This is a genomic window from Arthrobacter sp. SAFR-044, assembly GCF_051965175.1.
Taxonomy (GTDB): domain Bacteria; phylum Actinomycetota; class Actinomycetes; order Actinomycetales; family Micrococcaceae; genus Arthrobacter.
Map to the genome: position 1 here is coordinate 57602 of NZ_JBQCMK010000010.1, position 26591 is coordinate 84192.

The 26591-nt window shown below is 66.4% G+C and carries 22 protein-coding genes; 7 read left to right on the plus strand and 15 right to left on the minus strand.

What is annotated here, in order from left to right:
- Positions 1–36: 36 nt before the first annotated feature.
- The 4 genes from ACTHQS_RS15725 to ACTHQS_RS15740 form a co-directional block, all read right to left on the minus strand.
- The gene (locus tag ACTHQS_RS15725; RefSeq protein ID WP_440170743.1) at positions 37–540 is read right to left on the minus strand and encodes a DUF456 domain-containing protein; all 504 of its coding nucleotides are present in this window, start codon (positions 538–540) and stop codon (positions 37–39) included.
- A gap of 102 nt (positions 541–642) precedes the next feature.
- Positions 643–1842 carry an NAD(P)-dependent malic enzyme gene (locus ACTHQS_RS15730; protein WP_440170746.1) on the minus strand — a complete coding sequence of 400 codons (1200 nt, stop codon included), beginning with the start codon at positions 1840–1842 and terminating at the stop codon, positions 643–645.
- 276 nt (positions 1843–2118) lie between these two features.
- Positions 2119–2727: a TetR/AcrR family transcriptional regulator gene (locus ACTHQS_RS15735; RefSeq protein ID WP_440170748.1), complete on the minus strand. Its 609-nt coding sequence runs from the start codon at positions 2725–2727 to the stop codon at positions 2119–2121.
- A gap of 138 nt (positions 2728–2865) precedes the next feature.
- Positions 2866–4149, minus strand: a complete 1284-nt coding sequence (locus ACTHQS_RS15740; RefSeq protein WP_440170751.1) for an MFS transporter — start codon at positions 4147–4149, stop codon at positions 2866–2868.
- A gap of 120 nt (positions 4150–4269) precedes the next feature.
- Here ACTHQS_RS15740 and rraA point away from each other — a divergent pair, with 120 nt between their 5' ends.
- The 3 genes from rraA (at position 4270) to ACTHQS_RS15755 (ending at position 8196) form a co-directional block, all read left to right on the plus strand.
- The gene (rraA, locus tag ACTHQS_RS15745; RefSeq protein WP_440170754.1) at positions 4270–4755 is read left to right on the plus strand and encodes a ribonuclease E activity regulator RraA; all 486 of its coding nucleotides are present in this window, start codon (positions 4270–4272) and stop codon (positions 4753–4755) included.
- A 119-nt stretch (positions 4756–4874) separates the two neighbouring features.
- Positions 4875–6539, plus strand: coding sequence for an MDR family MFS transporter (locus tag ACTHQS_RS15750; protein WP_440170756.1), 1665 nt, complete (start codon positions 4875–4877; stop codon positions 6537–6539).
- 214 nt (positions 6540–6753) lie between these two features.
- Complete coding sequence (locus tag ACTHQS_RS15755; RefSeq protein WP_440170758.1) at positions 6754–8196, plus strand: sugar porter family MFS transporter; 1443 nt, start codon at positions 6754–6756, stop codon at positions 8194–8196.
- A 117-nt stretch (positions 8197–8313) separates the two neighbouring features.
- Here the strand turns inward: ACTHQS_RS15755 and ACTHQS_RS15760 are convergent, their stop codons facing one another.
- From ACTHQS_RS15760 to ACTHQS_RS15785, 6 genes are all read right to left on the minus strand, one after another.
- Complete coding sequence (locus ACTHQS_RS15760; RefSeq protein WP_440170761.1) at positions 8314–9540, minus strand: MFS transporter; 1227 nt, start codon at positions 9538–9540, stop codon at positions 8314–8316.
- A 37-nt stretch (positions 9541–9577) separates the two neighbouring features.
- Entirely contained in the window at positions 9578–10018 is a 441-nt protein-coding gene (locus ACTHQS_RS15765; RefSeq protein WP_440170764.1) for a MarR family winged helix-turn-helix transcriptional regulator, read from the minus strand.
- Positions 10019–10060: 42 nt separating this feature from the next.
- The gene (locus tag ACTHQS_RS15770; RefSeq protein WP_440170994.1) at positions 10061–10552 is read right to left on the minus strand and encodes an N-acetyltransferase family protein; all 492 of its coding nucleotides are present in this window, start codon (positions 10550–10552) and stop codon (positions 10061–10063) included.
- 129 nt (positions 10553–10681) lie between these two features.
- Entirely contained in the window at positions 10682–11845 is a 1164-nt protein-coding gene (locus ACTHQS_RS15775; RefSeq protein ID WP_440170767.1) for a mannitol-1-phosphate 5-dehydrogenase, read from the minus strand.
- On the minus strand, positions 11845–13899 hold the full coding sequence (locus ACTHQS_RS15780; protein WP_440170769.1) for a PTS mannitol transporter subunit IICBA: 2055 nt from the start codon (positions 13897–13899) through the stop codon (positions 11845–11847). The genes ACTHQS_RS15775 and ACTHQS_RS15780 overlap by 1 nt, the downstream gene beginning before the upstream one ends.
- 88 nt (positions 13900–13987) lie before the next feature.
- A complete protein-coding gene (locus ACTHQS_RS15785) occupies positions 13988–14716 on the minus strand; it encodes a TetR/AcrR family transcriptional regulator (RefSeq protein ID WP_440170771.1) in 729 nt (242 codons plus the stop codon).
- A 161-nt stretch (positions 14717–14877) separates the two neighbouring features.
- Here ACTHQS_RS15785 and ptsP point away from each other — a divergent pair, with 161 nt between their 5' ends.
- The 3 genes from ptsP to ACTHQS_RS15800 are packed head-to-tail and all read left to right on the plus strand — an operon-like array spanning position 14878 to position 17858.
- The gene (gene ptsP, locus ACTHQS_RS15790) at positions 14878–16563 is read left to right on the plus strand and encodes a phosphoenolpyruvate--protein phosphotransferase (RefSeq protein ID WP_440170773.1); all 1686 of its coding nucleotides are present in this window, start codon (positions 14878–14880) and stop codon (positions 16561–16563) included.
- Positions 16564–16605: 42 nt separating this feature from the next.
- On the plus strand, positions 16606–17028 hold the full coding sequence (locus tag ACTHQS_RS15795; RefSeq protein ID WP_440170776.1) for a helix-turn-helix domain-containing protein: 423 nt from the start codon (positions 16606–16608) through the stop codon (positions 17026–17028).
- 41 nt (positions 17029–17069) lie between these two features.
- Positions 17070–17858 carry an alpha/beta fold hydrolase gene (locus tag ACTHQS_RS15800; protein ID WP_440170778.1) on the plus strand — a complete coding sequence of 263 codons (789 nt, stop codon included), beginning with the start codon at positions 17070–17072 and terminating at the stop codon, positions 17856–17858.
- Here ACTHQS_RS15800 and ACTHQS_RS15805 read toward each other — a convergent pair.
- A complete protein-coding gene (locus ACTHQS_RS15805) occupies positions 17821–19041 on the minus strand; it encodes a PucR family transcriptional regulator (RefSeq protein ID WP_440170780.1) in 1221 nt (406 codons plus the stop codon). The genes ACTHQS_RS15800 and ACTHQS_RS15805 overlap by 38 nt on opposite strands.
- Positions 19042–19276: 235 nt before the next feature.
- On the opposite strand from ACTHQS_RS15805, the gene ald reads away from it, so the two are divergent.
- Positions 19277–20395, plus strand: a complete 1119-nt coding sequence (gene ald / locus ACTHQS_RS15810) for an alanine dehydrogenase (RefSeq protein WP_440170783.1) — start codon at positions 19277–19279, stop codon at positions 20393–20395.
- Positions 20396–20470: 75 nt separating this feature from the next.
- Here ald and ACTHQS_RS15815 read toward each other — a convergent pair whose 3' ends face one another.
- From ACTHQS_RS15815 to ACTHQS_RS15830, 4 genes are all read right to left on the minus strand, one after another.
- Positions 20471–21532 (minus strand): Gfo/Idh/MocA family protein, encoded by a 1062-nt coding sequence (locus ACTHQS_RS15815; protein ID WP_440170786.1) that lies wholly within the window; start codon positions 21530–21532, stop codon positions 20471–20473.
- A 105-nt stretch (positions 21533–21637) separates the two neighbouring features.
- The gene (locus tag ACTHQS_RS15820) at positions 21638–23353 is read right to left on the minus strand and encodes an ABC transporter family substrate-binding protein (RefSeq protein WP_440170788.1); all 1716 of its coding nucleotides are present in this window, start codon (positions 23351–23353) and stop codon (positions 21638–21640) included.
- 51 nt (positions 23354–23404) lie between these two features.
- Positions 23405–25603, minus strand: a complete 2199-nt coding sequence (locus ACTHQS_RS15825; RefSeq protein ID WP_440170790.1) for a dipeptide ABC transporter ATP-binding protein — start codon at positions 25601–25603, stop codon at positions 23405–23407.
- Positions 25600–26589 (minus strand): ABC transporter permease, encoded by a 990-nt coding sequence (locus tag ACTHQS_RS15830; protein ID WP_440170792.1) that lies wholly within the window; start codon positions 26587–26589, stop codon positions 25600–25602. The genes ACTHQS_RS15825 and ACTHQS_RS15830 overlap by 4 nt, the downstream gene beginning before the upstream one ends.
- Positions 26590–26591 lie beyond the last annotated feature (2 nt).

Consider the following 26591-nt stretch of genomic DNA (forward strand, 5'->3'; position numbering starts at 1 on the left):
TGGTTGTACCCGCGCAATGGTCCGGGGGCAATGGCGTCACCCGCTGGCGGCGGCTATCCACACCCCGATTACCCAGGTGCTGGCGGCCAGGCACGCGAGCCCGAATTCAGCGAGCATTCCCAGGCCCGTGGCCTTCAGGGCGGCCCAACTGGACCTCGCCGCCGTCGTAAAATTCCGCGTGCGGAGGAACTCGCTGGCCAGCAGCCCCGCCGCGAACCCAACGAAGAGGCCCACCACCGGGATGATGAACATCCCCACCACACCGGCCACCAAAGCCACCACCACGCTGCGGCTGGGAATGGCGTGCTGCTTGAGTTTCCGGCCGGTAAGGACGGCACCGGCCGTCATTCCAGCGGCGACAAAGATCATGGCCACCGCGAACACCACCCAACCCGCAGTCCCGGCACCGCCCCAGATGGCCCACGCCAGCAGGCTTACACCGATCAGCACGCTCCCGGGCAGGACAGGAATGATCGTGCCGGCTACCCCCACCAGGATCGCCAGGCCGCACAGGATGGTCACCACGGTTTCGGAGCTCATGCTGCCCAGTCTAGGGGGCCGGATCAGCGCCTTAACGCCCGACGGCGGTGCCTCCTTCAGCAAAGGAGGCACCGCCGTCGTGGGTTCCGGAAGGAAGGAGCCCTACTCCGCTTCCACCGCTGCGGCGACCGCCGCGGTGACTGCCGGGGCCACGCGGGGGTCCAGCGGGCTGGGGACGATGTAGTCGGCCGACAGGTCCTCGGCGGCAAGCCCGGCAATGGCGCGCGCCGCGGCAAGCTTCATGGCAGGGGTGATGCGGCGGGCGCCGGCGTCGAGGGCCCCGCGGAAGATGCCGGGGAACGCCAGGACGTTGTTGATCTGGTTGGGGAAGTCGCTGCGGCCCGTGGCCACGACGGCGGCGTACTTCACGGCAACCTCGGGCAGGACTTCGGGGTCCGGGTTGGACAGCGCGAACACGATGGCGTCCTGGTTCATGGTGGCCAGGTGGGCCTCGTCCAGCTTGGAGGAGGAGACGCCGATGAAGACGTCGGCACCGGCCAGCGCTTCGGCGGGGCCACCCGTGATGCCGCGGGGGTTGCTGCGGCCGGCAATGTCAGCCTTCTTGCCCGCCGTGTCAGCGGCCAGGTCCGGGCGGCTGCTGTTGATGACGCCGCGGGAATCGAGCAGGACCACGTCGGTGATGCCGGCTGCGAGCAGGATTTCGGCGACGGCGATCCCCGCCGCACCGGCACCGGACACCACTACCTTCAGCCCCTCAAGCCCGCGGCCGGTCACCTTGGCCGCGTTTGTCAGTGCGGCGAGGGCAACCACGGCAGTGCCATGCTGGTCGTCGTGCATGACCGGGCAGTCCAGGGCTTCGATCAGCTTTTCCTCAAGCTCGAAGCAGCGGGGCGCCGAGATGTCTTCAAGGTTCACGGCACCGAAGCTGGGACGCAGGCGGACCAGGGTCTCCACGATCTCGTCCACGTCGGTGGTGTTGAGGACCAGGGGAATGGAGTCAAGGTCGCCAAAGGTCTTGAACAGGGCGGACTTGCCTTCCATGACGGGCAGCGAGGCGCTGGCGCCGATGTTGCCCAGACCCAGGACGGCGGTGCCATCGCTGACAACGACCACCAGGCGCTCGGCCCAGGTCAGTGTGCGGGCGAGTTCGGGCTTGGCATGGATGGCGCGGCTGACCTCGGCCACACCGGGCGTGTAGGCGATGGACAGATCCCGCTTGTTGGACAGCGGAACAGTGCTGGTGACGGACAGTTTGCCGCCCTGGTGGGCGCTGAAGATCTCGTCTTCGGTCAGGGCCGTGGCTGCTGAATTGTCGGTGGCGGTGATTGCGTCAATGGACACGTCGTTGTCTCCTGGTGCTTGCCGTGGGCGCACGGCACGTGGAGCTGGGGGCCAGCATGGAAAGTAGTGCGACAGGAAACCCAGGGGTGGCGGGTCCGTGGGAACGCCGGGGATGTTTCCGCCCTGCCGCTCCGGTGCCTCCATGGTAGGCAGCCTCAAGCAGGGCTGACGGCACCTCTTGACAAGCGTAAGCGTAGAAAAAACGTTTTGGCAGCGGGTTTTGTGGTCCGCATCACGCGATTATGGCGGATTTAATCCTGTTCTGGTCTAGACCAGTTACGCAGATCGACTCACTGTTAACCCGGACTCGGCGGCAGGCGAGAGCCGGCCGCAGGCCTTTTTAAGGTCTTCCTCTGCCTCGAAGAGGGAGAGGCGGCGGTTGCGAACGGACTGGACCAGACCAGTGACTGTCAGGAGGAGCACCCGCGCTCCCACCGCGTCACCGCACGCCCCGGCCACGAGCTTTTCACTGAGTGCGTCGATCTCGCGCAGGAGTTCCGTGGTGTCCTTTTCCGGCAGGTACACGCCACGGCTGAGGCACTGCTCCACCGCGGGCTGCATGACGCGCATATGGAAAATCTCCATCAGCAGGCTGGAGAGCGCCCGTCCCCGGAAGCGGGGGGACGAACCGCGGGAGCCCGCCTGCAGTTCGTCCAGCTGCTGCCGGTACAGTGCCAGCATCAAATGGGTGGGGGAGGGGAAATACCGGTAGAGGGTGCCGAGCGGTACGTCTGCTTTTTCCGCGACCTCGGAGAGCTCCACGGCGTCGAGTCCCGTGCGGGCGAACCCCGCAGCGGTGTCGAGGATCCGTGCGTAGCGGAGGCGCTGGCGTGGAGCGGACGGCCTGGCGGCCATGGGCGGATGGTCTGAAAAAGTCTCGGGCATCAGCATTCCGGGGTTGTGTCGTAGGGACTGCGGCCAGGAGCGCCCCCACTTCCGTACCGCCCTGCAGCCCGGTTCAACTATACGGCACGGGCACGCGCCATCATTAGTCAGCGGCCTTACCTTCAGGTGCCCCAGGGGTCAGTCGACGCCCCTGATTTTCACCACGAAGACGGCGCCCAGCAGGCCAATGACCGCTGCGGTGAGGAACAGCGTCCGGTAGCCGCCCCCGTAGTTCACGGCCAGCAGCGCAAGTGCCGGAGCGACCACCTGCGGCAGGGAGTTGGCCACGTTGATGACCCCCATGTCCTTGCCCCGGCTGGCGGCAAAGGGCAGGACCTGGGTCAGCAGCGCAAAGTCCACGGCCAGGTAGGCGCCGAACCCGATGCCCAGGACGGCGGCACCGGCCAGCGCCCCGGGCCACACAGGAAAGAACGCCATGATGGCACCGGCCATGGCGATGGTTGCCGAGGATCCGATGACGAAAGGCTTCCGCCTCCCCACCCGGTCACTCCACGGTCCTGCGGCTACGGCAGTGATCATCACCATCACGGCATAGATACCGGTCAAGACCAGTACACCGGTGGCCGGATCCTCGTGACCGATGACGTCCCGCAGGAAGAAGAGCAGGTAGACAATGGTCAGCTGGTTGCCCACGTTTACCAGGAAACGGGTCAGCCAGGCCCAGGCAAAGTCCGGGTACCGCCGGGGGCTGATCCAGAAACCGCGCAGGAAACCGCTCCAGCGGAACGTGCTGCGGGCATCCTTCGGAAGTGCGGGGTCGTTCCGGTGGAACAGGTACGGCAGCACGGACAAAAGCAGCGCCCCCGCGCAAAGCCAGTAGCCCACCATGAAATTCCCTGAAACCACGGCGCCGAAGACCGCCCCTGCGAGGATGCCGAGGGTCTGGCCCATTGCCGCGAGTCCGCCCACTCCCCCGCGCTGGACCACCGGCACACGGTCCGGGACTGCTGCGGTGATGGCAGCGTAGGCGGCGTTCGCGCCCAGCTGCACCAGGCACCAGAAGAGAACCATGAGCGCCACGGCACCCGAGAAGGACATGGCCAGCAGCGCCGCGGTGGCAAGCACTGCCCCGGCCAGCACCCACGGCGCCCGCCGCCCGAACCGTGACGTGGTCCGGTCCGACAGGGCACCGAAGAGGGGGTTGGCCACCAGCGACACGGCGGCGCCGCAGGCCGTAACCAGGGACAGGATGGCTTCCTTGGAAGGTGCATCGATACTGATGGCCTGCTGGCCGATGAAGACGTTGATGGGGCCGAAGAAGGCGGCGTTGATGCCCACGTTCACCAGCACCAGCCCGGTGACCCAGCGGGCGGTGACCCTTTCAACCGGCTCGGCGAGCGCCGCCGTCGGGGTTTTGCCTGCGAAGGTGCCGTCCGGCGCGGGCGTATCGGACAGACTCATGGCGTGCTCCCCCTGGTGCGGGCCGGTTGGCGGTGCGACCAGACTATCGTGGGCGGTAAACGCGCCGCCCTCCGCAAGGCGCCGCATGTGCATATTCCACCACTACGCGAGGAGAGCCCTGTGACCGCACCATCCACCCCAGCTGTTAACACCGCCGATCTCTATGACGAGCGCGACGACGAACTGGCATCAGTGTCCCTGCAGTTCCAGTCGCTGGGCGGCCGGTCCCACTTCAGTGGTCCGGTCCGGACCATCCGCTGCTTCCAGGACAACGCCCTGGTGAAGTCCATACTGGGCTCCCCGGGGAACGGGGCGGTACTGGTGGTGGACGGCGGCGGCTCGCTGGGCACTGCCCTGATGGGGGACATGATCGCCGAAAGCGCCGTGGCCAACGGCTGGGCCGGCGTCGTCATCAATGGCGCCATCCGCGACCGGCTGGCGATCGCTGCACTGGACCTCGGGGTCAAAGCCCTCGGGAGCAACCCCCGGAAGAGCCTGAAAGCGGGCGCCGGCGAGGTGGACGTGGACGTGGTGATCGACGGCGTGACGTTCCGTCCCGGAGCCACCGTCTGGTGCGACCCGGACGGCATCCTCGTGGAGCCGTAAAGGAAGGGCAAAAGGTACCGCAGCAAAAGAGGCAGGCCGGGGAACAAAAGAACCAGTAAGATAGTTACTGAAAGCAACTATCACTGCTTATATCCTTTTTCCTTCCCCTTGGAGCACCCATGTCCAAAACCACTGCCGCGCCAGGCGCCGGAGAAGCCCTGACGCAACGCCAGATCGTCACCGTAATGGTGGGCCTGATGCTGGGCATGTTCCTGGCATCCCTTGACCAGACCATCGTCTCCACGTCCATCTACACCATTGCCAACGACCTGGACGGGCTTTCCCTGCAGGCGTGGGCCACCACCGCGTACCTGATCACCTCGACGGTCAGCACCCCCCTCTACGGCAAGCTGAGCGACATCTTCGGCCGCCGCCCGCTGTACCTGGCCGCGATCGCCGTCTTCCTGGTGGGTTCGCTCTACGCGGGCTCAGTGCATTCGATGACCGAACTCGCCGTTGCCCGCGGCATCCAGGGCCTGGGCGCCGGCGGCCTGCTGGCCCTGGCGCTGACCATCATCGGCGACATCGTCTCGCTCAAGGACCGCGCCAAGTTCCAGGGCTACTTCATGTCCGTGTTCGGCATTTCCTCGGTCCTGGGTCCGGTGGTGGGCGGCGCGTTTGCAGGCTCCGCCAACATCCTGGGCTTTGACGGCTGGCGCTGGGTGTTCTTCATCAACCTCCCCATCGGGCTGGCGGCGTTGACCGTGGTGTTCCTGTTCCTCCACCTGCCCGCCAAGCACCTGAAGCAGAAGATCGATTACTGGGGCGCCGCAGCGATCACCGTAGCCATCGTTCCCCTCCTCCTGGTGGCCGAACAGGGCCGCACCTGGGGCTGGACCTCGCTGAACTCCTTCCTCTGCTACGGCCTGGGCGTGGTGGGCATCGCTTGGTTCCTGCTGGCGGAAAAACGCGCCGGCGACTACGCCCTGATCCCGCTGCGGCTCTTCCACAACGTCACGTTCGGCCTGTCCTCGCTGCTGAACTTCATCATCGGCATCGGCATGTTCGGCGCCATCGCAATGCTCCCCATGTACCTTCAGCTCGTGAAGGGCCTCACCCCCACCGAAGCCGGCCTGATGATGATCACCTTCACAGTGGGCATCCTGTTCGGATCCATCACCGCCGGCCGCACCATCTCCGCCTCCGGCACGTTCCGCATCTTCCCCATCATGGGTACCGGCATCCTGACCGCGGCCGCCCTGGTGATGGGCTTCTCGCTGCAGGTGGACACGGACCTGTGGGTGCCGGGCCTGATTGCGGTGTTCTTCGGCCTCGGCCTGGGCTTCTGCATGCAGCCGCTCACGCTGGCCATGCAGACTTCGGTACCGCCCCGGGACATGGGCGTGGGGACCTCTTCGGCAGCGTTCTTCCGCTCCATGGGCGGTGCCGTGGGAACCGCCGTCTTCATCTCCATGCTGTTCAGCCTGGCTGCCGGCCGGATTGCCGACAGCATGAAGGCTGCCGCCACGGACCCCGCCTACCTGGCCGTCCTGAAGGACCCAGCCGTGGCGTCGGACCCAGCCAACGCCAAGCTGTACGACTTCTTCAAGAACGGTGCGTCCAACGACTCGCTGAACGACACCAGCTGGCTGCACACCGCCAACAGCACCCTGACCAGGCCCATCACCGAAGGCTTCGCCACGTCCATTGACGCGGTGATGCTGACGGCGGCAGCCCTGACTGGCCTGGCGTTCCTCATCAGCTTCGCCCTCCCCCGGAAGAAGCTGACCGACCAGAAGGCATCCCCGCAGGACAGGGACAGCATGGAGATTCCGGCGCACTAGCCAGGTGCTCCAGCCCGGGAGCGCACTGAACGGACGACGACGGCGGCACGGCCCGCCGTCGTCGTCCGGCGTTTAAGGGGACAAGGGGCGCCAAGTGGAACCTGCGGCGGTGACGTGCCACACTGTGTAGCGCGTGTGCGCCGGCCCCTTTGGCCGGTACCGCAGCCGACGACGTCCGCACCGCATCCATAAACCCCCAAACCCAGGGAGAGCCATGCCCACTGCACAGGAGCAGACCAACACCGGGATACCGCGGCGGGTGATCTGGCTGGCACTTGCGGGGGCGGTGGGCGGATTCCTCTTCGGCTTCGATTCGTCCGTGGTCAACGGTGCCGTAGACGCCCTCAAGGAAGAATTCGCGCTCTCCGAGGCCGTGACGGGCTTCGCCGTGGCCGTCGCCCTGCTGGGCTGCGCGGCCGGCGCCTTCCTGGCAGGCAAGGTGGCGGACCGCCATGGCCGCATCCCCGCCATGAAGCTGGGCGCGCTGCTGTTCCTGGTCAGCGCCGTGGGCACCGGGTTCGCGTTCGGCGTCTGGGACCTGGTGTTCTGGCGCCTGGTGGGCGGGCTGGGCATCGGCCTGGCATCGGTCATTGCCCCGGCCTACATTTCCGAGATTTCACCGCGGCAGGTGCGCGGCCGCCTGGCATCGCTGCAGCAGCTGGCCATCACCACCGGTATCTTCGCCGCGCTGCTCTCCGACGCGCTCCTGGCCACCACCGCAGGCGGCGCGGACCAGCACTTCTGGCTGGGCATTGAGGCGTGGCGGTGGATGTTCCTGGCCGCCGCCGTTCCCGCCGTGGTTTACGGCTGGATAGCCTTCACCCTGCCGGAGTCCCCGCGGTTCCTGGTGTTCAAGGGCAAGGAAGAGGAGGCCCGGAAGGTCTTCGCCTCCATCGCACCCGCCGAGGACACCGACCGGCACATCCGTGAGATCCAGGAAGCCATCGAGGAAGACAAGGTGGCCGGCCAGAAGGGCTCGCTGCGCGGCAAGACCCTGGGCCTGCAGGCAGTGGTCTGGGTGGGCATCATCCTGTCAGTGCTGCAGCAGTTCGTGGGCATCAACGTGATCTTCTACTACTCCACCACCCTGTGGAAGGCTGTGGGCTTCCAGGAAAAGGACTCCCTGGCCATCTCGGTGGCCACGTCCATCACCAACATCCTGGTCACCCTGGTGGCCATTGCCCTGGTGGACCGGGTGGGCCGCCGGCCCATCCTGCTGGCCGGCTCCGTGGGAATGGCTGTGTCCCTGGGCGCCATGGCCCTGGCGTTCTCTTCCGCCACAGGTTCCGGCGAGGACATCACCCTCCCGGGCGCGTGGGGTCCGGTGGCCCTGGTGGCCGCCAACGTTTTCGTCATCAGCTTCGGCGCCTCGTGGGGACCGCTGGTGTGGGTGCTCCTGGGCGAGATCTTCCCGTCCCGGATCCGTGCCCGGGCCCTGGGCCTGGCCGCTGCCGCACAGTGGGTGGCGAACTTCGTGATCACCCTCAGCTTCCCGGTCATGGCGTCCGCGTCCCTGCCGCTGACCTACGCCATGTACGCCCTGTTCGCCGCCGCGTCCTTCTTCTTCGTGATGTTCAAGGTCCCGGAGACCAACGGCATGTCCCTGGAGCAGGCGGAGACGCTGTTCGTGCCGAAGGGTTCTGCGAAGGCCAACTAACGCCCCATCACATCCGGCAACCTTTCCGGCGACGCCCCATCAGCTTTCGCCCGAAAACAGCAAACCCTCCATCACCTGGCGTGATGGAGGGTTTGTTGTTTACTGCTTGAGGCGCGGTTACACGACGTGCGGTTCGTGCGAGGAAAGGTAGGCCCGGCCGCCGAAGGCGATCAGGATGGCGATCACCATGGCCACTGCCCCGGCGAAGAACGGGACCTGCGGGCCGAAGTGTTCGCCGAGCTGGGCCGCCGCGAACGGTGCCAGGGCGCCTCCCATCCAGCGGACGAAGTTGTAGCCGGAGGACGCCACGGGCCGGGGAGAATCGGAGACGCCCATGGCCAGTTCGGTGTAGATGGTGTTGTTGACGCCCAGGAGCGCACCGGCAACGATGACCAGGACGACGACGGCAGGAACCGAGTGCCCGGCCGCCAGTCCCAGGCCCGCAAGGTCCAGCATGAGCAGGAACAGAGTGCCCGTCAGGACCTTCACGGCGCCGAAGCGGGCCTGCAGGGGCGGGGCCACGAAAACGGAGAACACGGCGACGGCCACGCCCCAGCCGAAGAACACGCCACCGATGCCGTACGCGTCCATGCCCAGGATGAATGGGGTGAAAGCCAGGATGGTGAAGAAGCCGTAGTTGTAGAACAAGCCGCTGGCCGCCGACGTCCGCAGTCCCTTGTGGCCCAGTGCCAGCAGCGGATCGCGCAGGCGCACCTTGCGTTCGGGCAGCGGGGTCTTGGGCAGCAGTGCAATCAGCGCGATGAAGGCGGCAGCCATCAGGACGGCGGTGCCGAAGAACGGTGCGCGCCACTGCCAGCCGCCCAGGAGGGCGCCCAGGAGCGGGCCGAGTGAAATGCCCAGGCCCAGTGCGGCTTCGTAGAGGATGATGGCGGTACCGGCGCCGCCACTGGCCACACCCACGATCACGGCGAGTGCGGTGGCCACGAAGAGGGCGTTGCCCAGCCCCCACCCGGCACGGAAGCCCACCAGCTCACTAACACTGCCGGACAGGCCGGAAAGCGACGAAAAGACGACAATGACGGCCAGGCCGATCAGCAGGGTCCTCTTGCCACCGATACGGGAGGAGACAAAACCCGTGATCAGCATGGCCAGCGCAGTGACCAGGAAGTAGCTGGTGAAGAGCAGGGATACCTGGCTGGGGCTGGCGTCCAGGTTGGTGGCGATGGCCGGGAGGATGGGGTCCACCAGCCCGATGCCCATGAAAGCGAACACCGCGGCGAGGGCGGTGGCCCACACAGCCTTGGGCTGCTTCAGGAACGAGGCCTTTTCTGCCTGCAGGGTCGATTCTGGTGCCGGCAGGGTTTCTGCGAGCTGGCCGTCCATGGAGGGTACTCCTAAATTCGTGGCGTGTTTTGCTGGTTCAGTTCTGGAGGGAAGCGTTGATTTTGTCGATAACCGGCAGCGCGTCCGCCAGGGCCTTGCGGTCCTGCTCGGTGAGGGTGCTGAGGATGTCGGCCATGACTTGGTTGCGCCGCTTGTTCGCGGCGTCGACGGCGGCCCGGCCCTCGGGGGTGAGGATCACCCGGACGGCGCGGGAGTCTGCCGGGTCCGGCTCGCGGCGGGCCAGGCCGGCGCGTTCGAGCTTGATGATCTGTTCGGTGGCGCTGGGCACCCGGACACCGAGGTTCCGGGCGATCTCACCGACGCGCTGGCCTTCGCCGAGCAGCATCTTGAGGGTGCTGAGCTGGGCGGCGCTGAGTTCGCCGTCCGCGTCGAGGCGGCGGACCAGGTAGACACTGTGGCGGAGGGCTTCACGGAATCCGCTGGCGAGTTCCTGCAGCTTGGGATCATTGGTATTCATTGTTAGGTAGCCTAACATTTAGGGCACCTAACAGTCAAGGATTTACAGCGGCAGCTTCATGCCGACATGGCTGGCCTCGAAGCCCAACTGCTCATAGAACCGGTGGGCCGCGGCGCGGCTCTTGTGGGTGGTCAGCTGCATCAGGGTACAGCCGCGCTCGCGCGACTCCCCGACCGCCCAGCCCACCATCAGCTTGCCGATGCCCTTCCCACGAAGGTACGCCGCAACCCGCACGCCCTCGAGCTGCGAGCGCCAGGCACCCTGCCGGGAGATGCCGGGGAGGAAACTCAGCTGGAAAGTGGCCACCACAGGTCCGGCGGCTTCACCTGGCGGCACCTGTTCCCCCACCACCAGCAGGTGGTTTGGGTCTGCCGCAATCGCTTCGAAGGCGCGCCCGTACGGCTCCATGTCCTGCGAGGTTTCGCGGCCGGCACCCAGGGCGTCGTCAGCCAGCAGCCGCACCATGGCGGGCAGGTCGGCGCGGGTGGCGTGGCGGAGGCGGAACGTCCCGCCGTCGACGTCGGCCGTGAACAGAGCAGGAGCAGCATCTTCAGTAGGGACCACACGCCCAGCTTTGCACAGGAAACCCACGACGCCGGCACTCGCTTGAGTGCCGGCGTCGTGGTTTAGGCAGTACGTCGGTTAGCCGGAAAGGCGGCCCGGTCAGGCGGGAGTGCTGGCCAATTCCGCCTGCCGCTCCTCCACCAGGGTGGCAACGGCATTGAACAGCGGGTGGTCCGGTTCGAGCCCGGTGATCTTCGCCGTGGCGTCGGCGGGGCTGGCCGAGCCCAGGATGCCCGCCAGCTCGGTGGCTTCCGCATCCGCGGGATCGGTGAAGCGCAGGGCTGCGGCGATGGCACCCAGCAGGGCCTCCGGCACCACGCCCCGTTCCGCCAGTTCCGCGGCCGGGCCGATGAACCGCTCATGCCGGCTCAGCTTCCGCAGCGGGGCGCGGCCCACCCGGTTCACGGTGTCCGGCAGGTACTGGTTGGAGAACCGGACCAGGATTTTCTGGACATAGGCCTCCTGCTCGTCGTTGCTGAACCCATGCTTGGCCACCAGGAGTTGCTTGGTTTCCTCCAGCACGGCCCGCACGTCCTCGGCCACATCCTGGTCCGCCATGGCATCCGAAATCTTCTCCAGGCCCGCTTCGAAGCCGAGGTACGCGGCAGAGGCATGCCCGGTGTTCACGGTGAACAGCTTCCGCTCGATGTACGGCGAGAGGTCATCCACGAAGGTGGCGCCCGGGATCACTGGAGCGGAATCGCCGAAGGCCGTGCGGTCGATGACCCACTCGTAGAAGGTCTCCACCGTGACGTCCAGCCCCTGCCCGGCCTCCTGGTTGGGTACGATCCGGTCCACGGCGGTGTTGGCAAACACCGCCTTGCCATCCAGCACGGCCGCGGTGACTCCGGGCTGGGAGGCCACCTCCTTGGCCAGGACGTCCGTGGCATTGATGGCGTTCTCGCAGGCCATCACCTGCAGGGGGGCCAGCCCCGGTTCCCTGGCAACGATGCCCTTGGCGATCACGGGCGCCACGAACTTCAGGATGTGCGGGCCCACCGCCGTGGTGACGATGTCCGCCGTCGAGATTTCCCGGACCAGCTCAGCTTCCTGGGCGTTGGAGTTCAACGCCCGGAAGTTGTCCACGGTGCGCACGGCGGGATTCTCCCCTACCTCGTGCACCGCGTAGCTGTCCGCCTGCGAGAGCCGGGTGATGAGTTCTTCGGCCACGTCCGCGAACACCACCTCGTAGCCTGCATCGTGCAGGAGCAGGCCCACGAAGCCGCGGCCAATGTTTCCGGCACCGAAATGTACTGCCTTCACTATGCGTTGACCTTTCCGAAGAGCTCCAGGACTTCGTCCTCGGACGTGGCAGCCTCCAGCCGGGCCACCTGCTCCTTGCTGGTGAACACCTTGGCGATGGAGGACAGGATGTGCAGGTGCTCGTTGTTGATGCCTGCGACGCCCACCACGAACTTGACCTGCTTGCCGTTCCAGTCGATGCCCTCCGGGTAGCGGATGACGGACACGGCCGACTTTCGGATGTGGTCCTTGGCGGCGTTGGTGCCGTGCGGGATGGCCAGGAAGCTGCCCATGTAGGTGGACACGGATTCCTCGCGCTCGTGCATGGCGGCAATGTAGCCCTCATCCACCGCGCCCCGTGCCAGCAGGAGCCGGCCGGCCTCGTCGATGGCGGCATCGCGGGTGGTGGCCGAACCGGTCAGCACCACGCTCTCGCGGGCCAGGATCTCAGCGGAGCCGTTGGCAGCGGCAGCTGTGCCGCCTCCCGCAGCCGCGGCAGCGGGCGCTGCGTCCACGGGCACGTCCGCGGCGTGGGCACCGTGGGTGGTCCCGGCGTCGGCCGTTCCGCCCTCGGTGTTGCTGTCGCGGACCAGCTCGACAATTTCGTCATAGCGGGGGCTGTTCATGAAGTTGTCCACGGAGTAGTGGACGGCGCTGGAGGTGACCGGCTTGGCGCGTTCGGTGAGGTCCTGGTGGGTGACCACGACGTCGTAGGTGTCGCTGAGGTTGGCGATGGAGGCGTTGGTGACCTTGACGTCGGGAAAGCCCGCCGCCTTGATCTTGTTCCGCAGCACCGAGGCGCCCATTGCACTGGAGCCCATGCCGGCGTCGCACGCAAACACGATGTTCCGGACGGGACCGGCCAGCACGCCCACTCCGCCGCGGCCGGCGGCTGCGGCAGTCCCCGCACCGGCACCGGTCAGGGTGGAGGCTACCGAGCTCTTCTTGCCCTTCATGGCCTCCATGCGGGACGTGGCGTCGCCCAGGTCCGCCTCGTCGCTGTGCTTGGTGGTCTTCAGGATGACCGAGGACACCAGGAAGGAGACTGCGGCGGCGAGCACCACGGAGAGGATCACGCCGAAGTAGCTGTCGCGGGAGGTCTGCGCCAGGACGGCGAAGATGGAGCCAGGCGCGGCCGGCGCCACCAGGCCGGAGTTGGTGACGGCGAGGGTGGCGATGCCGGTCATGCCGCCGGCGATGGTACCCAGGATCAGCAGCGGGCGCATCAGGACGTACGGGAAGTAGATTTCGTGGATGCCGCCCAGGAACTGGATGATGGCTGCGCCGGGGGCCGAGGCCTTGGCGGCACCGCGGCCAAAGAACGCGTACGCGAGCAGGAGGCCCAGGCCGGGGCCGGGGTTGGCTTCCAGCAGGAACAGGATGGACTTGCCCTGCTCGAGGGACTGCTGCACGCCCAGCGGGGTAAGCACGCCGTGGTTGATGGCGTTGTTAAGGAACAGGACCTTGGCGGGTTCAATGAAGATGCTGGTCAGCGGCAGGAGGCCGTTTTGCACCAGGAACTCAACGAACTTGCCGGCCTGCTCGCTGAAGGCCGTGACAACCGGCGAGATGCCGTAGAAGCCCAGCAGCGCCAGGAGGGCGCCCCAGATGCCGGCCGAGAAATTGTTGACCAGCATTTCGAAGCCGGGGCGGATCTTGCCGTCCCAGATCGAGTCGATCTTCTTCATGGTCCAGCCGCCAAGGGGGCCCATGATCATGGCGCCGATGAACATCGGGATGCCGGCGCCCACGATCACGCCCATGGTGCCGATGGCTCCCACCACGCCGCCGCGGACGTCATAGACCATCTTGCCGCCGGTGTAGCCGATCAGCAGCGGCAGGAGGTAGGTGATCATGGGGCCTACCAGGCCGATGTTGGGCTTACCTCCGGTCTCGCCGAAACCACCGAGCTGCGGAACGGGCAGCCACCCCTTCTCGATGAAGAGGGCGGTGATGATGCCCCAGGCGATGAACGCGCCGATGTTGGGCATGATCATGCCGGACAGGAATGTCCCGAACTTTTGGACGTGCACGCGCGCGCTGGTGCGGGGTTTTGCAACTGTCTCTGTTGCCATGTGATTTCCTAACCGTCATTCCTGCTGCTCCGCAGGATTGGTCCGATGATTACGACGACGTACTGCTGGGTAATGCGGGGTTGTGGGGCTAACCTGCCGGGCTGGTGGAGATCCGGTGGAGCCATTCGAGGAAAAGCTTGAGTTCCGAGCTGGAAAGCTGGTCAGAGTGCGAGGCCTGAAGTGCGGCGTTCAGGGCGATCGCTGCCACCACCACCGAGGACTTCCCGGTGCCGCCCGGCGCCGGGCCGCTGGCGGGCTCGGTGGACACCGCGAAGATCATGGCGTCCCGGGTCATGGTGGACAGTTCGAGGTTGCGTTCGGTGGCGGGCTCCGCAATCAGCATCAGCGTCACGCCCACGTTGGCTGCCAGGATGGACCTGGCCGCTTCCCGGGGCTGGACGTTCAGCTGGCCCGCCGCCGCTGCCTTGTTCAGCATCTCCTCCATGAGCGCCTCGGCGTCGGCCACGATGGCCGGCCGGCTTTCCGGGCGGATGTTTCCGAACATCACCAGGTACAGCTCGGGCTGCTTCAGTCCGAACTGGACGTGGTTGTCCCACATTCTCCGGATGTCCTCAAGAGGCTGTCCGGACGGGGCGAAATCCCGTTCGCCCGCGACATATTCTTCAAACCCTGCGGCGACGACGGCGTCGAACAGACCTTCCTTGTCACCGAAGTGGTGGTACAGCGTGGGAGCCGAAACCGCCGCCAACTGGGTGATCTGGCGGGTGGAGACCGGAGCCCCCGCAGAATTGGCCAGCAGTTCCGCGGCAGCACGAAGCAGTCGCATTTTGGGGGGAAGCTGGCCATCCAAACTCATAACCGCTACCCTAGCACCTATAGCGTTGCTATATGAACTGAATCACATACAATTTTTTCAGGCACGTTTCCTGCCCCTGGATGTAGCAGTCCTCCGGCGGACCCGGCACGGCGCCGGAGAACTTGGCGGGCCTGTCTACCGGCAGAGAATGAGGACCTTCAGTGCAGAACTTCCCAGGAGTAGGCGTCAGCCCAGGCCGCGTCATCGGCACCATCCGCCAGATGCCCAAACCGATCAGTGAGCCTCCTGCCGGTGAACAGCTGGCAACCGACACCACTGCCGAGGAAGCCACCGCAGCCCTGAAGGCAGCCGCCCAGGCCGTGCACGACGAACTGAAGGAGCGCGCCGCGCATGCCATCGGTGACGGCAAGGCGGTCCTGGAGGCCACTGCACTGATGGCCAAGGACACCATGCTGATCAAGGGGGCGGCCAAGCTGGTGGCCCGGGGCGTCTCTGCCGAACGCGCCATCTGGGAATCCGGCTCGTCCGTGTCCGAGATGCTGCACAACCTGGGCGGCTACATGGCCGAACGCGCCACCGACGTCCTGGACGTCCGCGCCCGGATCGTCGCCGCGCTGCGGGGCGTGCCCGCGCCGGGCATCCCCGCCTCCAACACCCCGTTTGTCCTGGTGGCAGAGGACCTCGCTCCCGCGGACACCGCAACCCTTGACCCGAACAAGGTCCTGGCACTCGTCACCGCAGGCGGCGGCCCCCAGTCCCACACGGCGATCATCGCCCGGTCCCTGGGACTTCCCGCAGTAGTGGCCGCCGTGGGCGTCGACGAACTCCCGGATGGCACCGAGGTGTACGTGGACGGCGCTGCCGGCAGCATCACCGCCGAACCTGACGAGACTCTCCGCGCAACGGCGGAAGCCTGGGCAGCCACGGCATCGCTGCTGGCTGAGTTCACCGGCACGGGCACGACGGCGGACGGCCACGAGGTGCCGCTGCTCGCGAACGTGGGCGGCGGCAAGGACGCCGAGGCGGCCGCCAAGCTGGGCGCCCAGGGCGTTGGCCTGTTCCGCACCGAGTTCTGCTTCCTGGAACGGGACACCGAACCTTCCGTTGAGGAGCAGGCCGCGGCCTACAAGAGCGTGTTTGATGCCTTCCCCGGCAAGAAGGTGGTCCTGCGCACGCTCGACGCCGGCGCCGACAAGCCGCTGCCCTTCCTGACGGACTCCACCGAGCCAAACCCCGCGCTTGGTGTGCGCGGCTACCGCACCGACTTCACCACCCCCGGCGTCCTGGACCGGCAGCTGGAAGCCATCGCCCTGGCCGAGCAGCAGTCCGAGGCCGATGTCTGGGTCATGGCGCCCATGATCTCCACGGCGGAGGAAGCCTCGCGCTTTGCCTCCATGTGCGCCGACGCCGGCATCAAGACCCCGGGCGTCATGGTGGAGGTGCCCTCCGCGGCCCTGACCGCCGAGGCCATCCTCCGCGAAGTCAGCTTCGCCAGCCTGGGCACCAACGACCTCACGCAGTACGCCATGGCCGCCGACCGCCAGCTCGGTCCGCTGGCCAACCTGAACACGCCGTGGCAGCCGGCGGTCCTGCGCCTGGTGGGCCTGACGGTTGAAGGATCCCGGGCGGAAGGCCACAACAAGCCCGTGGGTGTTTGTGGCGAGGCTGCCGCGGACCCGGCCCTCGCCGTCGTCCTTACCGGACTTGGCGTCAGCACCCTTTCCATGACGGCCCGTTCGCTGGCCGCTGTTGCCGCAGTCCTGAAGACGGTGACCCTGTCCGAAGCGCAGGAGCTGGCCAAGCTGGCCCTGTCCGCGCCGAGCGCCGCCGAAGCCCGCGCCTGGGTCCGCGGGAAGCTGCCGGTCCTGGAGGAACTGGGGCTCTAACGCCTCGGCGGGCACGCCGGCCGCACGGGATAGGCTACGTCCATGGCACTGATAGCCCCCCGCGTTACGGCCGGCCTGCCCGCCGATGATGCCCGCGCGCTGATTCGCGCCCTCGAGGACAGCAACGACATCACCGTCTTCGTGGACGGCACGGTCCACCGGCTGCCCGGGCAGGCGAGGGACGCCGTCGTGGATCTCCTCGCCAGGCTGGGCCGCGGCGAAACCGTGACCGTGACCAGCGTGGAGGAGATGCTCACCACCTCCCAGGCGGCCGAACTTGCCGGCATCTCGCACACCTACCTGCGCAACATGACGGACCGTGGCGAGATCCCGGTGGAGTACCGCGGATCGCACCGCCGGATCAGGACGGCCGACATCATGATGTGGCTTGAGAAGCAAAAGCCTGCGGAACAAAAGCGCAAGCATGACAGGAACGCCGGGGGCGACGCCGGCACGGGCGCCTAGTGCGGACCCGAGTGGCTTGGCCGCGCCGCCGGAAGGACCCCTTGCTCCAGTCGGCCGATGTGGAAGCCCATGGACTGCAGGGCCGGATCCTGTGGGCGGACGGGACGCCGGCGCCGGGACGGGAAATCCCGGAGGCTTCCGCCACCCCCGCCTACGTCCTCATCCACGGCATCGGCGTCTCCCACCGCTACCTTCGGCGGCTCCACCTCAAACTGGCTGCGGACGCCCCCACCTATTCGCTGGACCTCCCGGGCTTCGCCGGCACGCCCAAACCCGGCCGGCAGCTGTCCGTCGAGGACTACGGCGCCTTCATCGCGCAGGCCCTGAAAGCCAGCGGCATCAATTCCTACGTCCTGGTGGGGCATTCCATGGGGGTGCAGTTCGCGATCGAGACGGCGCTCTATGCCCCCGGCCAGGCGCAGCGCCTGGTGCTGATGGGACCGGTGGTGGACTCCCGGCACCGCACCGTCCGCCGGCAGGCGCTGGCACTGTTCCTGGACTCCATGCTCCGCGAAAGCCCCTCCTCCAACTGGATTGTGTTCACCGACTACCTCCGCTGCGGCCCGCGCTGGTACTTCACCGAGCTGCCCGTGATGATGGACTACCCCACAGAGCTGCGCCTGGCCGGGATCACCGCGCCCGTCATGGTCCTTCGCGGCAGCCATGACCAGGTGGCCGGCCCCGAGTGGTCGCTCATGCTCTCGCAGGCCGTGTCCCAGGGAAGTTTCGTGGAGGTTCCCAGGGCAGGCCACGTGGTCCAGCACCTTCGCGCGCGCCAGGTAGCGGCGGCCATCAAATCCTGGGCCGCGCCGCCCACCGCCGCATCTTGAGGGCGGCATGCAGCTCCAACCGGGGCATTCCCTTCAGCGGGTCCACCCCCAGCAACTGCCGGATCCGCCCCAACCTGTTGTAAATACTGCTGCGGTGGAGGTGGAGCTTGGTGGCCACGTCCTGCACTGAGCCGTCATTGTCATAGAGCAGCTCCAGGACTGGAATGAGCTCGCCGTTGCGGTCGTGGTCCTCCAGCATCCGGAAGTACACCGACCCGGAGTCCGCCCAGGCCCCTACCCCTCCCCCGGCGGACGCGAGCAGCTGGTACACGCCGGTGGCCCTGCAGTCCACCAGCTCGCCTAACTGCGGATCCACCGCGGCCGCCTGGGCCGCCATCCGCGACTGGCGGTACGCCTCGGAGAGCTGGCGGGTCTTTGCGAAGCCTTCGCTGATCCCCAGGATGATCCGGTGCACGGGGCGCCCGGAGCGCTTGGCCAGCTCCAATTGGTAATGCACCAGGACCTGGGCATGGTTGGCCCGGCCGGTCGATTCGCGGAACAGCACCACCGAGTGCGTCTCCGTGCCGGCGCTGAACAGTGCGGCGTCCACCCCCACGGTGGCCTGGAGCGCGGTGGACCGGTGGATCAGGGTTGACGCGATGGGATCCGGGCCGCTGGCCCAGCCGTCCGCGTCCAGCACCGTGACCATCTGCCACGGCCCCCTGCCCTGGACTTCCTTCCAGCCGGCCACCGCGGCCACCGCGTTGGGTTCTCCCGCACAGGCGGCCAGGAACTCCCGCTCACGCCCCCTTCGGAATTCGGATTCGGCCGTGTTTGAGTCGAGCAGGAGCCCGGACAGCAGCTCAAGCTCATGGTTGACAGCCGGCAACTGGGTGAGGATTGCCGTCGGGCTTTCCTCCGCCGAGTCCTGCTGCACCCAGAGGTAGCCCACCCGGAAGCCACGCACCATCAGCGGGACACAGACCCTGCCCAGCATGCCCAGGTCCGGATTGGCCGGAACCACAACGGGCCGCACGGCGGTGGCGATGCCATGCGAGAGCTGCCACGCGCTCACGTCCGCGGGGACTTTCTTGCTCAAAAGGAAGTTCACCCGGACGCGGTCAGCGTGGGACTGGTTGGAACTGTAGGCGAGCAGCAGGCCGTCGAGGTCCTCAAGGGACAGGCCACGGCCCAGCTTCTGCGCCACCTGCTCCACGAGCTGTTCCACATCCTGCTGCTGCATGGGCCAACAGTACTGCCCCCGCGGCCCCGGGGACGAACGGACACGAGGCGACACTTGACGCTTCAGGGCTCGACACGTGTCGAGGTATGAGAACGGAAAACCGCGGAATCACGCGGCTGCAGTGCGCTGGCAGCGAGCCGGTTCATGTCGCGTGGCTCACAGCGGGATTTATCGTTGAAACACGAGAATCCTTCCGCCTTTCCGGCCTACCGGCCCCCAAAAACTGGAGCAGACGATGATCATCGGCGTCCCCAAAGAAATCAAGAACAACGAATTCCGCGTGGCCATCACCGCGGCCGGCGTCCACGAGTTCCTCACCCACGGCCACACCGTGCTGGTGGAGCGCGGGGCCGGCATGGGATCGGGCATCACCGACGAGGAATACTCGATCGCGGGTGCCGAGATCGTCAACGAGGCCGATGACGTGTGGGCCCGGGCCGACATGGTGATGAAGGTCAAGGAACCCATCAAGTCTGAGTACCACCGCTTCCGCAAGGGCCTGATCCTCTTCACCTACCTGCACCTGGCCGCCGAGCCCGAGCTCACCAAGGAGCTCATCAACTCCGGCGTCACCGCCATTGCCTACGAAACCGTGCAGGACGGCCGCAACCTGCCGCTGCTGGCACCGATGTCCGAAGTTGCCGGCCGCCTGTCCGTGCAGGTGGGTGCAACCTCGCTGATGGCCCCGGCCGGCGGCAAGGGCGTCCTGCTGGGCGGCGTGCCCGGCGTCCGCCCCGCAAAGGTGGTTGTCCTGGGCGCCGGTGTTGCCGGCACCAACGCCGCAGCCATGGCCCTGGGCCTGGGCGCCGACGTCACCATCCTGGACATCAACATCAACCGCCTGCGCGAACTGGACGCCCAGTACCAGGGCCGGCTGAAGACCGTTGCTTCCAACAAGTACGAGATCGAAAAGTCAGTGGTGGACGCCGACCTGGTGATCGGTTCCGTCCTGATCCCCGGCGCCAAGGCTCCCAAGCTGGTCACCAACGAGCTCGTGGCCCGGATGAAGCCCGGCTCGGTCCTGGTGGACATCGCCGTGGACCAGGGCGGCTGCTTCGAGGACACCCACCCCACCACGCACCAGGAACCCACGTACAAGGTGCACAACACCATCTTCTACTGCGTGGCCAACATGCCCGGCGCCGTGCCCAACACCTCCACGTACGCGCTGACCAACGTCACCCTGCGGTACGCCGTGTCCCTGGCCAACCTGGGCGTCAAGGCCGCCTTTGACCGCGACCCCGCCCTCGCCGCCGGCCTGAACATCGCCGCCGGCCACGTGGCACACCACTCCGTGTCCGAGGCCCACGGCCTGCCCCTCGTCGCCGACTGGCGAGAACTGGTTTCGGCCTAGTCCTCCCCATCGATTGCTCCGTACTTGTCGTTTTGAACGCTCAGAACGACATCTACGGAGCAATCGATGAGTCATTTAACCCAGTTCCCTCGCCCTCTCGATGATTTTCAGGACCTCCACCGCGTCCTCCGGATTTACCGGGAGGGGAAGGCTTGAGGCTGCACCGCCGTCGAGGATCCTGGCTGCCAGCAGGCGGTAGAACTCCGGGTAGTTCCCGCGTTCGGTAGGGAGCCGGTCAAGGTGGCCATCGCGGCCCAGGAGCCCGGCCCACTCGGGTGCCTCCACGCCGTAGTCCCCGTCCAGCGGGCTGCCACCTGCCGCGATGTAGGGCTCCTGCGGGTCCACGCCGTTCTTGGTGAAACCGCCGATCGAGCCGAGCACCCGGAAGCGGGGCCCCTGCTGGGCGCACAGCACGTTCATGGCCAGGTGGCTGATCACTCCTGACTGGTGCCCCAGGACCAGGAAAACGTCGTCGTCGGCCCGCTCATCGGACCGCCGCGCCTGCAGCTCCGCGTGGAGGACGGTGGCCGGGCCGAACAGCTGCAGGGCCTGGTCGATCAGGTGGCTGCCGAGGTCGAACAGGACGCCTCCGCCGTCGGCAGCGGTGGCCCGCGCCTTCCAGGCTTTGGCGATGGCCGGGGACCACCGCTCGAACCGCGACTCGAAGCGGGTCACCTTTCCCAGGGCCTGGGCCGCCAGCAGCTTGCGGAGGGTGAGGAAGTCCCCGTCCCACCGGCGGTTGTGGAACACGGTCAGCACCCGGCCCAGTTGCCGGGCCAGGTCGAGGAGCTCCTGTCCCTGCACGCTGGTGACCGCGAACGGCTTGTCCACCACGACGTCCAGCCCCGCCTCCAAGGCTGCCCTGGCCAGGGGGTAGTGCGTCAGCGGCGGCGTTGCCAGGACCACCAGGTCAAGGTGGACTGCCTGCTCAAGGACGGCGGCGCCGTCGCGCACCACCTCCACGCCCGGAAGCCGTGATGAGGCAGCCGCCTGCCGCCCGGCGTCGGACGTTGCAATGACGTCCAGCGAGTAACTGGTGTTGGCTGCCAGCAGCGGCGCGTGGAAGACGCTGCCGGCAAGCCCGTAGCCGACGACGGCAGTGCGGATGGCGCGGGGGTCGCCTTCAGTTCCGGTCATGGAAGCAACGCTACCCCCGGTCCCGCGTACTTAAAAGAAGCCGGCACCCCTGGTGAACTGAGCAGTCCACCAGGGGTGCCGTCTTCTCGATCAGGCGGCGGGTGGTTACTTCTTTTCCCAGCCGATCGTGGTCCAGTCCGGCACCTGCGAGGTGCTCTGGAAGAGGGACGGCCCGTAGTTGGCCAGGCCGGTGCGGACGAAGGAGATCTGCGGTCCGTTCATGACCACGCCCATGGAGAAGTACTTCGCCATGTGTTCCTTTTCCACGTCCATGGCAGCCTTGTTGCGCGCCGCGTTGTCTTCGATCGAGGCGAGGTCCGCGATCTTCTTGTCCAGCTCGGCGTCGCCCAGCTTGTTCTCGTTGGTCTTGGAGTCGTAGTACTGCTTGACGGCGTCCGTGGCGTCCGCGCCTACCGTGTAGCCGGAAACGCTCATGTCGAACTCGCGGGAACCGAGAACCTTGCCGAAATCGGCGGAGGCACGCTGGTCGATGCCCACGTCCATGCCGCCGGCCTGAAGCTGCTTCTGCAGGGTCTGGGTGAAGGCGAGGGTGGTGGGATCGTCACCGAAGTTGCTGATCTTGAAGGCAGCGGGCTTGCCATCCTTTTCCATGATGCCATTGGCGTTCGGCGCGTAGCCGGCATCGGTGAGGACCTTCTTGGCGGCGTCCGGGCCTGTTTCCTTAACCGGGTAGTTGTCCTGGTAGTACTCGGAGAACGGCAGCAGCATCATCGATCCGGAGCTGGGTTCTTCCCAGTTAAGCCCGTTGAAGCGGACCTTGCGCAGGGCTTCGCGGTCCACGGCGGCGAAGATGGCCTTGCGGACGTTGACGTCGGTGATGCGCTGGGCGTTCAGGTTCATGCCGCCGGCGAAGAGGCGCTGGCCGCGGCGGATGTCGGAGTTCTTGGTGCCGTCCAGCTGCTTGTAGAGGGAGATGGTGTTGGCGGACATGGCGTCGATCTCGCCGTTCTTGAAGGCGGCGATCTGTGCGCTGGTTTCCAGCTGGCGGAACGTCACGTTGGCAAGGACCGGCTTCTGGCCCCACCACTTGTCGTTCGGAACCATGGTTACCGTCTTGGCGGCGGTGTCGTACTGGTCAAGCTTGAAGGGACCTGCCATCCACTCCGGGTGCAGGTTGCCGTTAAAGCCCTCGTTGAAGATCTCCGGGGTGTTGACAGCAGGGTGGATGAGGCCGAAGAAGAGCGAATCCACTGGGAAGACCGGGCGGCTGGTCTTGACGATGACTTCCTTGTCGCTGCTGCCTGCCTCGACGGAGTCAACGAACTCGTAGGCGCCCGAGCTGACGATGTCGTAGCCGGCGTCCGGGCTCTTGAGGATGTTCCAGGTGTTCTTGAAGGCCTTGACGTCGATGGGCGTGCCGTCGTTGTAGGTGGCCTTGGGGTTCACCTTGATGGTGATGGTCTGCTTGCCGTCCTTGACTTCGCTGTCCACTGATTCACAGAAGTCTGTGTTGGGCGTGACCTTGCCCTTGAAGTCGACCTTCCAGCAGCCGCCGATGCCGCCGCTGTTCATGGCGACCGGATTCATGGGGATCTGCAGGGCGGAGTTGTCAGCGCTGTTGCCGTTGTTGGAGAACCCGTTGAAGTCGGGGCCGATGTTGCCCAGCGGAAGGGTGACCTTGCCGCCCTGCTGAAGATCGGCTGCCGGCTTCTCGTTGATGCTGATCAGCTTGGACAGGTCACTTCCGGATTCCTGTCCCTTGGCTGTTTCGGGGCCGCTGGCACCGCCACCGCCGCAGGCCGTCAGCGCCAGGGCTGCAGCAACGGCTGCAGCTCCGCCGATCCTGTTCAGTTTCCTCATGGTTTTCCCTTCATTGTGATGCGAGTGGTGGTGCTTTGGGGTCGAGAAGTCTTAGGGCGCATGGTGGTCCGCCGGTTCGTGGACCACCAGCATGTCCTCGTCCAGTTCCCCGTCCGGAAAGAAACAGGCGAACTGCTGGTCCGTGGCGGAGGACGCCGTTTCCAGGGGCGGTTCCAGCGTGAGGCACTTCTCCTGCTTGGCCGGCGGCAGCGCGGCGAAGACAGGGCAACGGGTGGCGAAGTTGCAGCCTTTGGGCGCCTGCAGGGGCGAGGGCAGGTCCCCTTGGAGGATGATGCGTTCGCGGGTGCGTTCCAGCTGGGGGTCCGGCACGGGGATGGCCGAGAGGAGCGCACGGGTGTACGGGTGGCGGGGGTTGTCGAACACCCGGTCCACCGCCCCGATCTCCACAATCTTCCCGAGGTACATGACCGCCACGCGGTTGGAGATGTGGCGCACCACGGACAGATCGTGCGCCACCAGGAGGTAGCTCAGGCCGAGTTCGGCGCGCAGGTGGTCCAGGAGGTTGATGACCCCGGCCTGGACCGACACGTCGAGGGCTGAGACGGGCTCGTCCAGGACCACCAGCTTGGGGTTCACTGCCAGTGCGCGGGCAATCCCGATCCGCTGCCGCTGGCCGCCCGAGAACTGGTTGGGGAAGCGGTTGACGTGGTCCGGCTGAAGGCCCACGAGCCGCATCAGTTCCATGATCCGCTTCTTGATGGCGGAACGGTCCATGCCCGCGTTCTGCAGCGGTTCGGCAAGGACTTCGTAGACCGTGAACCGCGGATCCAGGGCGCCCGTGGGGTCCTGGAACACCATTTGGAGTTCGCGGCGCATCTTGCCTTTGGTCTTGGCGTCGGCCGCCTGCTTGTTGCTGAGGCCGCCGATCACCACCTCGCCGTCCTGGTCCGGATGGAACTCCATGATTTCCAGCAAGGTGGTGGTCTTTCCCGACCCCGACTCGCCCACGATCGAGAAGCATTCGCCTTCGCGGATGTCGAAGCTCACGCCGTCCACGGCCTTGACGGTGCCGGTCCTGCGCTTGATCAGGGCGCCCCTGGTCAGCGGGAAGTGCTTCCGCACATCCTTGAGCTGCAGCACCGTGGACCGCTCGGCCCGGGGAACCGCGTCGAAGCGGGACACCGGGACCGGCGGGGCGGCGAACACGTCGTGGACGTCCACGTCTCCGCCCAAAGCGTCTGATTTGATGCAGGCCGCCCGGTGCAGCGCCCCGCCGGGAACGGGTGCCAGCGCGGGCTCGCCATCCAGGCACGCGTCCGAGGACAGGGGGCAGCGCGGGGCGAAGGAGCAGCCGGTGGGGGTGTGCAGCAGGTTGGGCGGCATGCCCTCGATGGGAACAAGCGAGGATTTCTCCGCCACATCCACGCGGGGCACGGCGCCCAGCAGGCCCAAGGTGTAGGGCATCCGCGGGTTGTAGTAGATGTCATCTACGGCGCCGGTTTCCACCGGCTTGCCGGCGTACATGACCATGATGTCGTCTGCCATCCCGGCCACCACGCCAAGGTCGTGCGTGATCATGACGACGGCGGCGCCGGTCTCCTCCTGTGCCGTATGGAGCACCTCGAGGACCTGGGCCTGGATGGTGACATCCAGGGCCGTCGTGGGCTCGTCAGCAATGAGGACGCGGGGGTTGTTGGCGATGGCGATGGCAATCATGACGCGCTGGCGCATGCCGCCGGAGAACTCATGGGGAAACGCCTTCAGGCGTTCCTTGGGGCTGGGAATTCCCACCATGGCCAGAAGTTCGACGGCGCGGGCTTCCTTGGCTGCCCTGCTCATAGTGGGGTGGTGGATGGTCAGCGCCTCGACGATCTGCGTTCCCACGGTGAACACGGGCGTGAGGGAAGACAGGGGATCCTGGAAGACCATGGCGAGGTCGTTGCCGCGGTACTTGCACATGTCCTTGTCGCTGAGACCCAGCAGCTCCCGGCCCTTAAGCCGGACCGACCCGGATACCTGCGCCGTGGGCGGAAGCAATCCCATGATGGCCAGGGAAGTGACTGACTTGCCGGAACCCGATTCGCCCACGATGCCCAGCGTTTTGCCCGGCATCAGGTCGAAGTCGACACCCCTGACGGCGTGGACCGCGCCGTTCTCCGTGTTGAATCGGACGTTCAGGTCGCGGACGGACAGCACCGCGTCACCCGGGACCTGCAGCCCTGCCACGTGCAGGCGCTCCACGGTTGGACGTGATGGGTCCGTGGCTCCGGTGGTGGTTTCGCTGCTCATGCCGCCTTCTTTTCCGCGGTGGTGTTCCGGGCTTTGGACTTCTTGGCTTTTCCGGTGGAACTGGAGCTGGGGTCGAAGGCGTCGCGCAAGCCGTCGTTCATCATGGCCAGGGAGCCGGTCAGCAGGAACATCACGGTGAGCGGCACCCAGAACATCCAGGGGAAGGTCTGCACCTGGGAGGTTGCCTGGCCGATCAGCACGCCGAGGCTGACGTCGGGGACCTTGATGCCGATGCCGATGAAGGAGAAGGCGACCTCGGCCAGGATGGCGGCGGTGACGCCGCGGGTGATGTCCAGGATCAGCAGCGAGCCGATGTTCGGCACCAGGTGCCGCCAAACGATCCGGCGCGGCGGGACACCCATGTACTGGGCCGCCTTGACGAAGTCACGCTGCATGAGCGACATCGACATGGAGCGGATCAGGCGGGCGGTGCCCATCCAGCTGAACACCAGCAGGACGATGATGAGGAGAAGCCACGAGGGAAGGTCGCGTTTCAGGCCGGCACCGCCGCCGCTGGTGGCCACAGCTACCACCAGGAGCGCCGGCATCATGATCAGCGCCTCCAGGACGAACAGCATGACCTTGTCCACCTTGCCGCCGAAGTAGGCCATGGTGCAGCCGTAGACCGCGGCGATCAGGACCGATACCAGGCCTACCACCAGGCCGATCAGGATGGAGATCCTGGTGCCCTCAACGGTCATGGCGTACAGGTCGATTCCTGCCTGCGATGTGCCAAGGTAGTGGTCGGTCGACGGCGGCATTCCGATGTTGAAGGGGTCGATGGTTTCCTTGTCCCACTGGGTGAAGAACCCCCCGATGAACGAGAAAGCGGTCAGGGCCAGGAAGATGGCGAGGCCCGCCACTGCCGTCTTGTTGCGCAGGAAGCGGCGGAAGATGATGGTGGTCTTGCCAATGACGACGTCGGCGCTTTCCAGGTGCGCGTCCTGTGCCACTGCTGCCGGGTCAACTGCGTTCAGGTTGGTCATAA